This is a genomic window from Xanthomonas sp. LMG 12459, assembly GCF_009192905.1.
Taxonomy (GTDB): domain Bacteria; phylum Pseudomonadota; class Gammaproteobacteria; order Xanthomonadales; family Xanthomonadaceae; genus Xanthomonas_A; species Xanthomonas_A sontii.
On record NZ_NSGT01000091.1, the window covers coordinates 1 to 14,795 of the forward strand.

10 protein-coding genes and 1 pseudogene are annotated in these 14,795 nt (G+C 69.9%); 9 read left to right on the forward strand and 2 right to left on the reverse strand.

The genetic code is table 11. The features are described from left to right. The first annotated feature begins 416 nt into the window (after positions 1-416). From recC to CEK65_RS17965, 4 genes are read left to right on the forward strand one after another with little or no spacing between them, the layout of a single operon-like run. Positions 417-3,824: an exodeoxyribonuclease V subunit gamma gene (gene recC / locus CEK65_RS17950; RefSeq protein WP_152182559.1), complete on the forward strand. Its 3,408-nt coding sequence runs from the start codon at positions 417-419 to the stop codon at positions 3,822-3,824. Beyond that, a complete protein-coding gene (gene recB / locus CEK65_RS17955; RefSeq protein WP_152182560.1) occupies positions 3,821-7,660 on the forward strand; it encodes an exodeoxyribonuclease V subunit beta in 3,840 nt (1,279 codons plus the stop codon). The genes recC and recB overlap by 4 nt, the downstream gene beginning before the upstream one ends. Beyond that, positions 7,657-9,648, forward strand: a complete 1,992-nt coding sequence (recD, locus tag CEK65_RS17960) for an exodeoxyribonuclease V subunit alpha (protein WP_152182561.1) — start codon at positions 7,657-7,659, stop codon at positions 9,646-9,648. The genes recB and recD overlap by 4 nt, the downstream gene beginning before the upstream one ends. A 21-nt stretch (positions 9,649-9,669) precedes the next feature. After that, positions 9,670-10,728, forward strand: coding sequence for a virulence RhuM family protein (locus CEK65_RS17965; RefSeq protein ID WP_152182562.1), 1,059 nt, complete (start codon positions 9,670-9,672; stop codon positions 10,726-10,728). Positions 10,729-10,842: 114 nt separating this feature from the next. On the opposite strand, the gene CEK65_RS17970 is transcribed toward CEK65_RS17965, so the two are convergent. After that, positions 10,843-11,175: a hypothetical protein gene (locus tag CEK65_RS17970; RefSeq protein ID WP_010341478.1), complete on the reverse strand. Its 333-nt coding sequence runs from the start codon at positions 11,173-11,175 to the stop codon at positions 10,843-10,845. 254 nt (positions 11,176-11,429) lie between these two features. Here CEK65_RS17970 and CEK65_RS17975 point away from each other — a divergent pair. From CEK65_RS17975 to CEK65_RS17990, 4 genes and pseudogenes are all read left to right on the forward strand, one after another. Next, positions 11,430-11,711, forward strand: a pseudogene (locus CEK65_RS17975) (HigA family addiction module antitoxin); the annotation flags it as partial. A gap of 27 nt (positions 11,712-11,738) precedes the next feature. Further along, the gene (locus CEK65_RS17980) at positions 11,739-12,062 is read left to right on the forward strand and encodes a type II toxin-antitoxin system Phd/YefM family antitoxin (RefSeq protein WP_152182575.1); all 324 of its coding nucleotides are present in this window, start codon (positions 11,739-11,741) and stop codon (positions 12,060-12,062) included. Positions 12,063-12,065: 3 nt separating this feature from the next. Next, positions 12,066-12,437, forward strand: a complete 372-nt coding sequence (locus tag CEK65_RS17985) for a type II toxin-antitoxin system RelE/ParE family toxin (RefSeq protein WP_152182563.1) — start codon at positions 12,066-12,068, stop codon at positions 12,435-12,437. Between the two features lie 66 nt (positions 12,438-12,503). Then, positions 12,504-13,019, forward strand: a complete 516-nt coding sequence (locus CEK65_RS17990; protein ID WP_152182564.1) for a hypothetical protein — start codon at positions 12,504-12,506, stop codon at positions 13,017-13,019. A gap of 407 nt (positions 13,020-13,426) precedes the next feature. Here CEK65_RS17990 and CEK65_RS17995 read toward each other — a convergent pair whose 3' ends face one another. Further along, positions 13,427-13,882, reverse strand: coding sequence for a hypothetical protein (locus tag CEK65_RS17995; protein ID WP_226980634.1), 456 nt, complete (start codon positions 13,880-13,882; stop codon positions 13,427-13,429). 75 nt (positions 13,883-13,957) lie between these two features. Between CEK65_RS17995 and CEK65_RS18000 the strand changes: the two genes are divergently transcribed. Beyond that, positions 13,958-14,659: a DUF2306 domain-containing protein gene (locus tag CEK65_RS18000; RefSeq protein ID WP_226980635.1), complete on the forward strand. Its 702-nt coding sequence runs from the start codon at positions 13,958-13,960 to the stop codon at positions 14,657-14,659. Positions 14,660-14,795 lie beyond the last annotated feature (136 nt).

A 14,795-nucleotide genomic window follows, 5' to 3' on the forward strand; every position in this document is an offset into this window, starting at 1 on the left:
GGGTCCGGCGCGAAGCGACCCGCGATGTTTGGGTGCACAAGGCTGGCGCCCGTACCCTCATCCGGCCCTTCGGGCCACCTTCTCCCGGTGGGAGAAGGGAGCGGCTAGCCCCTCTCCCCCCGGGAGAGGGGTTGGGGTGAGGGTCCGGCGCGCAGCGACTCGCGATGTTTGGGTGCACGAGGCTGCGCCCATACCCTCATCCGCCCCTTCGGGGCACCTTCTCCCGAGGGGAGAAGGAACAGCTAGCCCCTCTCCCCCCGGGAGAGGGGTTGGAGTGAGGGTCCGGCGCGCAGCGACTCGCGATGTTCGGGTGCACGAGGCTGCGCCCGTACCCTCATCCGCCCCTGCGGGCCACCTTCTCCCAGTGGGAGAAGGGAACAGCGCCGCCTGCCCGCATCCGGCACAATGCCCGGCACATGCCTGCCCCGTCCGCGCCCGATTTCCGGCTGTATCCGTCCAACGCGCTGGATACCCTGGCCGCCCTGCTCGCCGAAGAACTGCGCCGGCCGCCGCCGGGGCAGCCCTTGCTGGCGCCGGAGGTGGTGCTGATCCCGCAGGTGGCGATGCGGCGCTGGCTGCAGTCGACCCTGGCCGCGGTGCACGGGGTGGCGGCGAACCTGGAATTCCTGACTCCCGGCGAATTCGTCGCGCGCGCGCTGGAGCGCAATCTCGGCGCGGCGGTCGACGACCTGGATATGGCGACCATGCATTGGCGCCTGTACGCGGCGCTGCAGGCCGACCTGGGCAGCGATGCGGCGCTGGCGCCGTTGGCCGGCTATCTGGCCGACGGCGATGCGCTCAAGCCGTGGAGCCTGGCCGGCGAGCTGAGCAACGTGTTCGAGAAGTACCAGGCCTGGCGGCGCGATTGGCTGCTGCGCTGGGAAGGCGGCGCCGACCCGGACGATCCGCAGGCGCGGCTGTGGCGGCGCATCGCCACGGGCCGCGCCTACCGCGCACGCCGCATCGGCCAATACCTGGACCGCTACGCGCGCCCTGACGGGCCGCTGCCGCAGGGCCTGCCGCGGCGCCTGTTCGCCTTCGCCGTGCTCAACATCTCCCCGGACGTGCTGCGCGTGCTGGCCACGCAGGCGCGCGCCGGCACGCTGCACTTCTACCTGCCGACCCCGGCGCAGGGTTATTGGGGCGATCTGCAGACGCTGTGGCAGCGCCGCCGCGAGGGTGGGGCGGTGGACCTGTTCGCCGACCACGTGCAGGAGAACCCGCTGCTGCAGGCCTGGGGCGCGGCCGGACGCGACTTCATGGCGTTGATCGGCGACTACGAGGTGGTGCACCCGCTGGCCGAGATCGCGGTCTACGCCGATCCGCTGGAGTCGGGCCGGCGCGCGCTGGCCGATGGTGGCCTCGGCGACAGCCTGCTGCGGCGCATGCAGAGCGATCTGTTCCATCGCCGCGCGCCGGCGCGGCCGGCGCCGCTGGCCGCGGTGGATCCGCACGATCCCAGCCTGCAGGTGCACGCCTGCCACACCCGCCTGCGCGAATTGCAGGTGCTGCACGATCAGTTGCGCGCGCTGCTGGACGACCCGCGCTTCGAGCCGCCGCTGCAGCCGCGCGAGATCGCGGTGCTGTCGCCGGACATCGACCCCTACGTGCCGTACCTGGACGCGGTGTTCGGCGGCCACGCCGGCGACGACGCCTTGCCCTATGCGCTGGCCGACGCCAGCCCGCTGGCCAGCGAGCCGCTGGCCGAGGTGTTTCTGGCGCTGCTCGGCCTGCCGATCGCGCGCTTCGGCCTGCACGAGATCCTGGACCTGCTCGCCAGCGCGCCGATCGCCGAGGCCGCCGGCCTCGACGAGGCCGGGCTGGAACGTCTGCGCGCCTGGCTGCACGCCGCCGGCGCGCGCTGGGGCCTGGACGCGGCGCACCGGCAGCGTCACCAGGCGCCGGCCGACGACGCCTATACCTGGCGCTTCGCCCTGGACCGGCTGTTGCTCGGTCACGCCAGCGGCGCCGAGGACGACATCGACGGCGTGGCGCCGTGGCCGCAACTGGAGGGCAGCGCGCTGGCCGCGCTGGACACGCTGCTGCGCCTGCTGCGCGTGCTCGACCGCCACCAGGCCGCGCTGGCCGAGCCGATGCCGCCGGCGCAGTGGCGCGAAGTGCTGCTGGGCCTGCTCGAAGCGCTGCTGCCGCAGAGTCCGTCGGCGCCGCGCCAGCAGCGCGCGCTGGAGCGGCTGCGCGCGCTGATCGACCAGTTCGCGCGCGACGCCGCCCGCGCCGACTACGCCGACGCGGTACCGGCCGAGGTGGTGCGCGCCCACTTCGCCGCGGTGCTGGGCGAATCGGACACGCGCGCGCCGCTGCTCACCGGCGGCATCAGCTTCGGCCGCATGGTGCCGATGCGACTGTTGCCGTTCCGGGTGATCTGCCTGCTGGGCATGAACGATGGCGATTTCCCGCGCCGCGATCCGGCCGCCGGGCTCAACCGCCTCACCGCCGAACTGGGCACCACGCGCCGCCGCCACGGCGACCGCTCGACGCGCGAGGACGACCGCTTCCTGTTCCTGCAGCTGTTCGCCTCGGCGCAGGAGGTGTTCTACCTGAGCTACCTGGGCGCCGACGCGCGCGACGGCAGCGTGCGCGAACCCTCGCCGCTGGTCGGCGAACTGCTGGCCTGTGCCGCCCAGTACCACGCCGACCAGGCCGCCGCCGCCGCGCTGGTGGTGCGGCATCCGCTGCAGCCGTTCGCCGCTGCCGCGTTCGGCGCCACCGGTGCGGAGGATGCCGATCCGCGCCGGTTCAGCTACCGCCGGCAATGGCGGCCGGCAGTGGACAGCCTGGTCGGCCAGCGCCAGCCGCTGGCGCCGTGGATCGACGCGCTGCCGGCCGTGGCCGACGACGCGCCGCCGGCGCAACTCTCCATCGACGACCTGCGCCGGCTGCTGGTCGATCCGGCCGGGCAGTTCCTGCGCCAGCGCCTGGGCCTGCGCCTGCCCGATCCGGCGCAGGCCGACAGCGATCTGGAACCGCTGCTGGCGCCCAGCCGCGGCCTCGATCAGTACGGCCTGCAGCAGCAGGTGTTCGAGGCGGTGCTGCGCGAGGACACCGAGGCCCTGTACGAACGCCTGCGCGCCCGCGCGCTGCTGCCATCCGGGCCGCTGGGCCGGCGCCAGCTCGACGAGCGCGTGCGCCAGTTGCGCCCGTACGCCGAGGCGTTCCGGCAGTGGCGCGGTGGCGACGCCGCGCCACTGGCGCCGCGGCTGCAGGTGGACCTCGACGGCACCGCGCTGCATGGCCGCCTGCCGGGTTGGTACGCGCCCGGCGTGGCACGCGTGCAGGTGGGCGCCTTGAGCGGGCGCAGCGCGATCCGCCACGGCCTGGAATGGCTGCTGCTGCGCGCCGCCGGCGAACGCGCGCCCTACGTGCGTTTCTTCGACCACGACGACAGCCTCGGCCCGCATCCGATGGACCGCGAGCCGCTGCCCGCCGCCCAGGCGCAGCAGGCGCTGGGCGAACTGCTGCAGCTGTACCGGCATGGCCGGCAGGCGCCGTTGGCGTTCGCGCCGTACAGCAGCTGGAAGTACTACCAGGCCGCGCGCGCCGGCGATCTCGACAAGGCGATCAAGGACGCTGCCGCGCAATGGCAGGCCAGCTTCGGCTGGAGCGAGGCGGACAGCCCGGAACTGCGCCTGGTCGGCCGCGGCCGCGACCCGTTCGCCGATGCGCAGCGCTTCGCCGAGTTCGCCGCCACCAGCCAGCGCGTGTTCGGCCTGCTCGAACAGGGCGACGCCGGCCCTGCACTCGATCCGGAACGGCTCAACGAAAGCTGGCAGCGTTGGCGCGGCACGCAGGAGGACGCCGAATGAACGCCGCACCCGACCGCGACCCCTACCTGCAGCTGCCGCTGCACGGCGTGCGCCTGATCGAGGCCAGCGCCGGCACCGGCAAGACCTTCACCCTGGCCACCTTGTTCACCCGCCTGGTGGTCGAACGCGGCCTGCGTCTGGGCCAGATCCTCGCCGTCACGTTCACCGAGGCCGCCACCCAGGAACTGCGCCGGCGCATCCGCGAGCGCCTGGCGCTGGCGGCGACGCTGGTGCCGGACGCCGATGGAAGCCTCATAGGAGCGGCTCTTGTCCCTTTCTCGGGATCAGCCGCGACCGACCCATCGCAGTCAACCCCGCACCAAGACCCGCCCGACGTCGCCCTCACCCGCGCCATCCTCGCCGCGCACCTGGCCGCCAGCACCGAAACCCCAGCGGCCCTGCGCCGCCGCCTGCAGCAGGCCGCCGAGGACATCGACCTCGCCGCCATCTTCACCATCCACGGCTTCTGCGCGCGCGTGCTGCGCGAGCACGCGCTGGAAAGCGGCCAGGCCTTCGCCGCACCGCAGCTGCTCACCGACGACCGCGAACTGCTGCGCGACGTCGCCGCCGACCTGTGGCGGCAACGCGCCGCCGATCCGGCGATGGCCGAGGACCTGGTGGCGCTGTGGCCGGGCGGACCGGACGGCATGGCCACCGATCTGCGCGAACTGGTGCGGCATCCGACGCTGTTGCCGGCCGCGCCGATCTTTTCCGCCGAGGACGGCGCCGTGTTGCAGCAGGCCGCGCAGCGCGCCGGCGTGGCGCTGGCCGAGGCGTTCCGCACGCACGGCACCGCCTGTTTCGAAGCGATCGCCGCGGCGATGGATGCCGGCGTGCTGAGCAAGGTCAGCTACAAGCCCGACTGGCTGACCGCGCTGTGGCACTGGCTGGACGCCTTCGCCGCGGCACCGACCGCGGACGCGCCGCCGCATCCGAAGCTGATCAAGCTCACCGCCGCCGAACTGACCGCCGGCACCAACAAGAAGCACGCCGAGCGCACCCCGGCCTCGCCGCTGAGCCACGCCATCGACGGCTACCTGGCCGCATTGGCGCAACTGGCGCAGTGGCGCACGCAACGCCGCATCTGCCTGCTGCACGCATTGCGCGCCGACGCGGCGGAGCGGCTGGCCTATCTCAAGCGCCAGCGCCGCGTGCAGACCTACGACGACCTGGTCGAGGGCGTGGCGCGCGCGCTGGAAGGCCCGCACGGCGCCGCCCTGGCGCAGCGGCTGCGCGCGCAGTACGCGGTGGCCCTGGTCGACGAATTCCAGGACACCGACGACCGTCAGTGGACGATCTTCCGCAAGGTGTTCGCCCCGGCGAAGGCCGATGCCAACCTGGCGCAGGATGATGCGGCGATCGCGCCATCGCTGTCCACAGCGGACGACACGCCGCCGCTGCTCGCCCTGATCGGCGACCCCAAGCAGGCTATCTACGGCTTCCGCGGCGGCGACGTGCGCACCTACCTGGCCGCTGCCGCGGACGCCGAACGCGCGCCGCCGCTGGCGCACAACTTCCGCTCGCGCCCCGCGCTGCTGGCGGCGATCGACGCGCTGTACGCGCAGGCCGGCTACGCCGATGCCTTCCTCACCGACGGCATCGCCTTCCACCCGGTGCAGCCGGGCAGCAAGCGCGTCGATGCCGACCTGCAACGCGGCGGCGTGCCGGCCCCGGCGCTGACCGTGTGGCGCGCACCGGAACCGCCGCCGCCACCGGCCACCGCCAAGGCACCGGGCAAGCCCAAGCCGTGGAGCGCCGGTCGCGCCCGCGAGTTGTGCACCGCCGCCTGCGTGGCGGCGATCCGCGGCTGGCTGGCCGATGCGCGCGACGGCCGCGCGAGCTTGCTCGGCCGCCCTGTGCAGGCCGGCGACATCGCCGTGCTGGTGCGCAGCCATGGCGAAGCCACGCGCATCCAGCAGGCGCTTGCCGCCGCCGGCATTCCCGCGGTCGCCGCCGGTCGCCGCAGCCTGTTCGCCACCGACGAGGCGCTGGAGCTGTTGGCCCTGCTGCAGGCGCTGCTCGATCCCGGCGACGACGGCCGTTTGCGCGCGGCACTGGCCACCGTGCTGATCGGCGAGGACGCCGCGGCCATCGCCGCACTCGACCACGACGGCGAGCGCCACCGCCGCTGGCAGCAACAGGCGCTGGACTGGCGCGAGCGCTGGCAGCGCGGCGGACCGCTAGCCCTGATCGGCGACCTCGGCGCCGCACACGGGCAGCGCCTGCTGGCATTGGTCGATGGCGAGCGCCGCCTCACCAACTACCTGCAACTGGCCGAACTGCTGCAGGAAGCCGACACCCGCGCGCTCGGCCCGCATGGCCTGGTCGACTGGCTGGCGCGGCGCATCGCCAATGCCGACGACAGCGACGAAGCGCAGCAACTGCGGCTGGAGTCGGACGCACGCCGCGTGCAGATCGTCACCCTGCACAAGAGCAAGGGCCTGGAGTATCCGCTGGTGTTCCTGCCGTACGCCGGCATCGGCCGCAGCGAGCGCAGCCCCGGGCGCCACTGCGTGGTGCCGGCGCCGCAGGGTGGGCGCCAGTTGCAGTGGAACACCAGCCGCAGCGGCGGCGAGTCCGACCCGGCCTGGGACACCGCTGAGGCCGCGTGGAAACAAGAGCAGCGCGCCGAGGACGCGCGCCTGCTCTACGTCGGCCTGACCCGCGCCGAACACGCACTGTGGACCGCCACCGGCGCCTTCCCGCAGCACGAGCGCACCGCGTTGGCACCGATGCTGCGCGATCTCGATGCCTTGCAGGCCGCCGCTGCTCCCGGCGCCATCGCCATCGACAGCACCCCGCCGCCGGCGCAGTTGCCGCGCCTGCCGCCCGAGCCGGCGCCGCCGGTGCCGCCGGCGCGCGTGCCGCAGCGGCGCGTGCTGCCGGAGTGGTGGGTGTACAGCTTCACCCAGCTCGCCAATGCCGATGCCGGCAGCGACCCGATGGCCAGCGCCACCGTGCCCAGCAGCGGCGGCAGCGACGAACCCGCCGCCAGCGAGCCGGTCAGCGCCGCGGTGGAAGTGGACATGGTCGACCGTCGCTTCGTCGGCAACCGCTTCGGCGTGGCCATGCACGACGTGTTCGAGCGCTGCGACTTCGCCGCCTGGCGCGACTGGCACCCGGGCCAGCCGGCGCCAGCGGGGCAGGCCACCGCCATCGTCGAAGCGCTGCAACGCGGCGGCTATGCCGAGGACGAACTGGAAGACGGCACCGCCATGCTCACCGCCCTGGTCGGCAACACCCTCACCGTGGCGTTACCCGAAGGTACCTGCCTGGCTGCGGTGCCGGAAGAGCAGCGGCGCAACGAAATGGAATTCCACTTCGCCATGCGCCCGACGCGCGTGGACGCATTGCTGGCGCTGCTGCACCGCTTCGGCGTGGCCGGCGAGCGCCAGGCGTTCGGCGCGTGGCAGCGCCTGGAGGGACTGATGACCGGCCTGATCGACCTCACCTACCAGCACGACGGCCGCTGGTACGTGCTCGACTACAAGTCCAACCGCCTGCCGGGCTACGACCCCGACGCCCTGGCGCGGGCGATGGCGCACAGCGAATACACCTTGCAGGCGCTGATCTACACCGTAGCCCTGCACCGCTGGCTGCGCTTCCGCCTGGGCGGTGCCTACGACTACGCCCGCGACTTCGGCGGCGTGCGCTACCTGTTCTGCCGCGGCCTGGACGCCGCCCGCGACCCGTCGCCAGGCGTGCACGCCTGGCGCTTCGACCCGGACCTGATCGAAGGCGTCGACGCCCTCTTCGCCGGCGCTCCGCTTGAGCCCCTCTCCCCTCGGGAGAGGGGTTGGGGTGAGGGTCCGTCCGCCCACGGAGCCACCCCGTGAGCCAAACCAACCTCCTCGCCACCCTCTACCGCACCGGCACCCTGCGCACGCTGGACCACGCCTTCGCCCACAGCCTGTCCCGCCTCGACCCGAACACCCCGGACCCGGTCCTGGCCGGCGCCGCCCTGGCCTCGCTGGCAGTGGCCAGCGGCCACGCCGGCCTCGACCCGGCACGCGCCAGCCTCCTACTCGACAGCCGCGACGGCGCCGCTCCCACGCTGCCCACCGCAGACGACTGGACCCGCGCCCTGGCCGCCTCGCGCTGGGTCGCACAACCCGCCGCCGAAGACCCGGCCAGCCCCGACTGCCCACTCGTACTCGAACACGGCCTGCTCTACCTGCGCCGCTACCGCGAGTACGAGCGACGCCTGGCCCTGGGCCTGCGCCGCCTCGCCGCACAGCCGCTGCCGCACAACGACCTCGCCGCGCTCGCGCCCCTGTTCGCCCAGCTCTTCCCTCTCCCCCCGGGAGAGGGTGCCCGCAGGGCGGGTGAGGGTACGGCCGCCGCCTACCCATCCGACCGCCAAGCCCAAGCCGCCGCCCTCGCCCTGCGCCGCGCCCTGCTGCTGGTCACCGGCGGCCCCGGCACCGGCAAGACCACCACCATCGCCCGCCTGCTGCTGCTGCGCCTCGCCCAGGCCCGCGCCGCCGGCCTGCCGCCACCGCGCATTGCCCTGGCCGCGCCCACCGGCCGCGCCGCCGAGCGCATGGCCGAGAGCCTGCGCGCCGCGGTGGCGCGCGCACTCGCCGACGGCGTCGACCCGACCCTGGCCGAGGCCCTGCCGGCCGGCGCCAGCACCCTGCATCGCCTGCTCGGCGTCATCCCCGACCTGCCGCGCTTCCGCCACGACGCCGACAACCCGCTGCCGTTCGACCTGATCGTGATCGACGAAGCCTCCATGGTCGACCTGCCGCTGATGTGCAAGCTGGTCGACGCCGTGGCCAACGGCGCGCAACTGATCCTGCTCGGCGACGCCGACCAATTGCCCTCGGTGGAGGCCGGCGACGTGCTCGCCGCGATCCTGCAGGCCGCCGGCCCCGGCGACGCGCTGCAGCCCGACGATGCCCAGGCGCTGCAGCCGCTGCTCGGCCACAGCGCGGTCGCGCACGATCACGGCGGCCTGGCCGGGCACCGCGTGCACCTGCTGCGCGGCTACCGCCAGGCCCAGGACTTCGCCCTGGCGCCGCTGGCCGACGCGGTGCGCAGCGGCGATGCCGACGGCGCCCTGCGCCTGCTGCGCGACGGCCAGCTCGCCGGCGTGCACTTCCACGACGGCGTCGACGACGCGCTCGCCGCCGGCGGCGACGCCCTGCTCGCGCACTGGCGTGCCCTCGGCGACACCGACGATCCGGCGCAAGCCCTGCGCGCCGCCGCGCGCCTGCGCCTGCTCACCGCCGTGCGCGCCGGCCCGCAGGGCGCGCGCGGGCTCAACGCGCGCATCGAACAACTGCTGGCCGAGACCGCCAGCGGCGCACGCCGCCTCGGCGCCGCCGCGCCCTGGTTCCACGGGCGCCTGCTGCTGATCACCGAGAACAGCTACCGCCACGGCCTGTTCAACGGCGACGTCGGCATCTGCCTGAAGGACGCACAGGGCACCCTGGTCGCCTGGTTCGACGGCGCCGGCGACGGCCAAGTCCGCGGCTTCCACCCGGCCGCACTGCCCGCGCACGAAAGCGCCTTCGCCATGACCGTGCACAAGGCCCAGGGCAGCGAATTCGAGGAAGTCTGGCTGCAGTTGCCGGCCCGCGACGCCCGCGTGCTCAGCCGCGAACTGGTCTACACCGGCATCACCCGCGCCCGCCGCGCGCTGCACATCGCCGCCAGCGAACCGGTGCTGCGCGCCGCGCTCGCACGGCATGCGGCGCGGATCTCGGGGTTGGCGTGGCGGTTGGGTGGGGAGCAGCAGCCACAGTCGCAGCCGTTGCGGCCTGCAGCCGATATCCTTCCCGAACTACCCAGCACGCCGATCCAGGGCGCGCTGTTTTGACGAGCCGCGTCAGGAGCTGGCATGCGTAACGACGACAAGGACGCCCCCACCTCGGAATTGATCCTGTATCGCAGCGAGGATGCGCAGACGCGGATCCAGGTGCGGCTGGAAGGCGAGTCGGTGTGGTTGACGCAGGCGCAGATCGCGGCGCTGTATCAGGTCTCGGTCAAGACCATCAGCGAGCATTTGCAGAACATCTATGCAGAGGGGGAAGTCGAAGCTGAACGAACTGTCCGGAAACTCCGGATAGTTCAAGCCGAAGGCGAGCGCCAAGTGCGCCGTACCATCGATCACTACAACCTCGACGCCATCCTCGCCGTCGGCTACCGGGTCCGCTCCGCGCGCGGCACCCAGTTCCGCCAGTGGGCGACGGCGCGGCTGTCCGAGTACCTGGTCAAGGGCTTCGCGCTGGACGACGAACGGCTCAAGCGCGGACCCGACGATGGCTATTTCGAAGAACTGCTGGGCCGCATCCGCGACATCCGCTCGTCAGAAAAGATGTTCTGGCGCAAGGTGCTGGACATCTACGCCACCAGCGTGGATTACGACCCGTCGGCCGAGGCCAGCCAGCGTTTCTTCGCCACCGTGCAGAACAAGATGCACTGGGCGGCCCATGGCCACACCGCCGCCGAACTGCTCATGGAGCGCGCCGACGCCAGCAAGCCGCACAGCGGCATGACCAACTGGGTGGGCGCCGCGCCGCGCGCGTCCGATGCGGTCGTCGCCAAGAGCTACTTGAACGCGGAGGAACTGGAGGCACTGAACCGCATCGTCACCGCCTACCTGGAGTTCGCCGAGCTGCAGGCCATGAACCGCAGGCCGATGACCATGGACGCTTGGATCGCCAAGCTGGACGATTTCCTGCGCCTGAGCGACCGCGACGTGCTGACCCATGCCGGCCGCATCGGCCGCGAGCAGGCATTGGAATTTTCCAAGGCCGAGTTCGCCCGCTACAGGCAGCGCACGTTGGAAGAACCGTCGCCGGTGGAGCGCGATTTCGAAGAGGCAACGCGCAGGCTGAAAGCGCTCGAGAGCGAGAAGCGCCGGCCCGCGCGGACCAAGCGGCCCACGGGCGAGTAAGCGAAGCGGCGTCCCGGCAACCGGCGAACTGCCGGCACCCATGCCACGCCCGCAGCAACCTTCCGATGCGGGCAGGCCAGGCGAGCCCGGTGGTCCGGACTCGACGTCGCGCGACTACTTGGCCGGAACGCGCTGGTACTCGTCGCTGCCGGTATTGAGGTGCCCATCGGCCTCGTCGATGGCAAAGTTCACCGTCTCGCCGTCGTTGGTCACCTGCAGCACGCCGTCCTTGTAGATGGCCGGGTAGCTCTCGGTCTTGGGCTTGCGGGTGAAGAAGCGCGGGGTGGTGTTGCGCACCATGAACGACTCCCCGTTGCGCTCGATGTCGATCGTGTCGTCCTTCGACTCCACGTTGACCCAGTGGCCGACGAACTTCTCGCCCTCCACCCTGGCGCAGCCGGTCACCAGCATCGCCGCGGCCAGCGCGGCCCCCATCCACTTCGTCATGTCCCCGCCTCCGGTGTTGGAATCGGGGCGAGGATGCGATGGCTTGGATGTATGGGAGGTCAAGAATGGGGAGGAGCTCCCCATCGTGCGCAGGCTCGCCCCAGTCCGCCGCCGCGTCGCGTTATTGGCGTGCTTCCAACACTTGAGCAGAGGGGCCTTGCGCAGCGCCGTAACGGATTGCGTCGTATGACGGGCGCCGTTATGGTCGCTGGATGAGGTCGCCATCGCCGACCCACCAATTCAGGCATCCTGTCATGGCCTCCTTGCCCAACATCCATCCTGGCGACGTGCTGCGCGACGAGTTCCTCGTCCCGCTGGGCATTAGTCAGAACGCACTTGCCCGCGTCACCGGCGTGCCGCCGCGCCGGATCAACGAAATCGTGCTGGGCAAGCGAGGCATCACCGCCGACACCGCCGTGCGCCTGGCTGCGGCGTTGGGCACGACCGAACGCTTTTGGCTGAGTCTGCAGGCGGACTACGAACTGGAAGAGGCGCATCGCTTGCTTGGTGACTTTCCGGAGCGGATCAAGCGGCTGGTACCAACGGGTTCTTCCGTCACCAACGTGGAGTCTGTCACTCTGGCGCGCGCCAATCTCTCCGAACTGGCCGACCAGGCGAAGGCCGGCGCCGAGAAGATCATCACCAAGAACGGCGAGAGCTACGTCGCGCTGATCGACGCCGACCGGCTGGACTACTTTCACCGGCTCGAGCGCGAGCGCATCCACCTGCTGTTGCTCGACGATGCGAAGCGCGGCTTGGCCGACATCGCCGCCGGCCGTACGGTCGATTCCGATGCCGCCATCGGCCAACTGCAGCAGCGGCGCGCGGCGATCAAGACGCCCGACGGGATGAGCCCAGGCAAGCGCGCGGCCAAGAAGCGGGGTTGACCATTGCATCGCGTCGAACTGACGGAGAGCTTCCTCGCGAGCCTCGACGCGATCGAAGTGTTCCTGCTGGACGCCGATGCCGCTGCGGCCTTCGATGACCTGCTCGCCGAATTGCGGACGACTGTGGTCCCTAACCTGCAGCGTTTCCCGCGCATCGGCCGGCCCTACCTGGACGCTCCGCCGCAATCGGCCGAGGCGCTCGCGCAACTGGCTGCACTGCCAACGGGAATGCCGGACGCGTTGTGCATCTACCTGCACGGCGACTACGTGATGCTGTACACGGCGGTGGAGGCCTCCGCCACCGTGTATCTGCTCTCCATTCGCCACCACCGGCAGCTTTCGTTAGATTTCGCTGGACTGTGGAGCCGCTGGTGAGGTGCAGACAGTGATCTACGACCCCGGTTTCCTGAGGCGTGTGGTTGGGTAGAGGAGGTGAATAGTATGAAAAGCCGTTTGCGGAAAGTTCTGGGTGGAATGATGATTTCAGCGATCTTGGCTGCGTGCCAGAACTCTGAGGTTGAAAAAGCATTGCCATCAAGGTGTTCTAAAAAAGATAATGGCCATATAATTTGTGTTCCTACGATTCGCGATTTGGCCATGAGTCCAAATGAGTATGACGAAAAAGAAATAATCGTGAGCGGGTTTTTGGTGATAGATAGAGGCCAACTCTCTCTTTACTCAAGCGACCTGGATTACAAGCATTCGCTATCGCAGGATAACGTTATTATATTGCGTGGATCTGAGGCTAGGCAGGAAAAGGCCTTCGACGATTTTGCTTATAAATACATCCGAATAAGTGGTACCTTTCATGGATCAAAATATCCTCCGTCCAAACGATATGAAATAGGAGATCTTGAAATTGAAGATGACGCCTATGAACTTCCAGACAGGTCTGACCCAAGTAGCCGTCAGGGTTGGAAAGACGTAAGGATTGATGTAAGAGACATCGCAAGATAAAGTCCGTAATTTTGTGTAATTAGTCGCCCCTGAAGAACCCGGGAAACCGGAGTCGGAAAACCGCGGTCAGAGTGCACTTCTCCTACGGTCAGCTTCAGGCATCGTCCGATGGGTCGGCCCCTTTGGACAAGGCCAGGCTGGTAAAAAGTGCACTATGACCCAGGTTTCATTGCTGATCGTCGCGTGCGTCCGCGGCCTCCAGCGGCACTACCTGAATCCATTCCACCAGCCCGTGTGGCGCGTGGCGCCGGTATTGCTGCTGGTGTGCTTCGTCGCGCTCACCTAGCGGGTGATCGAGATTCCCCTGGCGGCAGCCATGGGGTACTGGCTGCTGGATGCGGCGCGGCAGATGGTTCGGCAGCGCAGGCGAACCCGGTGAGTGCTGGATTCACACGGCATATGGGCAGTCAACGCTTGCCTTCTATCCGCTGTATATCAAGTCTGAGAGACTTTTGAAGTGCTTCGCTGCCGATCAAGCTGTCTAGATCTCTCGCGACGCCAGCCTCGGCTTCTGCAGCTCGCAAACTCGGCAACGTTACCGTTGCCCGCTTTCCCATCGCGCCAAGAATCCGTGCCGCTCTGAACAGCTTTGGGTAGTCGCTCTTCAGCAGTTCCGCGATGTCCAATATCGCGCGTTCATCGATCTTGGTCGACAAATCGGTTTCGTCCATCTCATAAATTACTCCGAAGTAATAGTCCAGCCTATCGATGCACGACCTGTCTAAACTGCCAGTTTTCTCGCAAAAATCCGCAGAATCGGACAATAGGCGCGAGAAATCGGGACGGTCGCTTCTTTCGGAGGCGCCAGCGATCCCCGAAACGAGCAAGGCAAGCAGGGCGAGATGGACTTTCGTTGCCTTCATGGCTAGCTCAAGAAAAAGTGTAGTTGGCATGCTAGCGTTTTCATCCCCAGAGCGGGCTGGCCGAGGGAGCCGGGCATGCGGGCCGATCCGATACGCGAGGGTGTCGAACTGCGCCGACGCAGGCCTGCAACGCGCGTGGCGTGGGCATTGTTGTGGCTGGCGCTGGCCGCGGTTTCGGCCGAGTTCGTCCGCCATGTGTACTTGAAGTATGCGGCGCTAGATTCAACTGCATACGCCATGTTCCTGACCCGCCGCGGCTGGCTGTGGTGCCATCTCGGTGGCGGGGCGGTCGGCCTGTTACTGGGGGCGCTGCAATTCGCGACGCAGCGGTGGCGGCGCTGGCCGCGGTTGCATCGTTGGGTGGGGCGGGCGTATTTCGCCGGGATGGTGGTGGCGATGGTCGGGGCGGTCGGGCTGATCGCGACCTCGCCGGCGCCGCCGTCGATCCGGGTGGCGTTCGCGGCCACGGCGCTGGCGTGGCTGGTCACCGGGTCGGTCGGACTGGTGGCGATCTGGCGTAGACAGGTGCTGCGGCACCAGCGCTGGATGGTGCGGGCTTATCTGGCGACGCTGGCGCCGGTGGTGTTCCGGGTGGCGTTGCCGTCGGCGATCGGCCTTGGCCTGACGCCGTCGCCGGGCTTGATCGCGCTGCTGCTGTGGGCGAGTTGGGTGGTGCCGTTGTCGGTGTATGGCGTCGTGCGCGTGATCGCCGATGCGCGGGGTCGACGCAAGCGCCTGGCGATGCTGCCGCGAGGCGCCGGCCTCGGCGCGGGGTGATGGCCGGGCGTATGGGATCGTATGCCGGCCGGTGATTGCCACTGCCGGTATCGCCAGGCCGATCTGTCGTCATTCCAATCATTAGTCAGGCGTGCCAGCGCTTGCGTACGTGCTGCCGCGCAGATCCGCACAACGC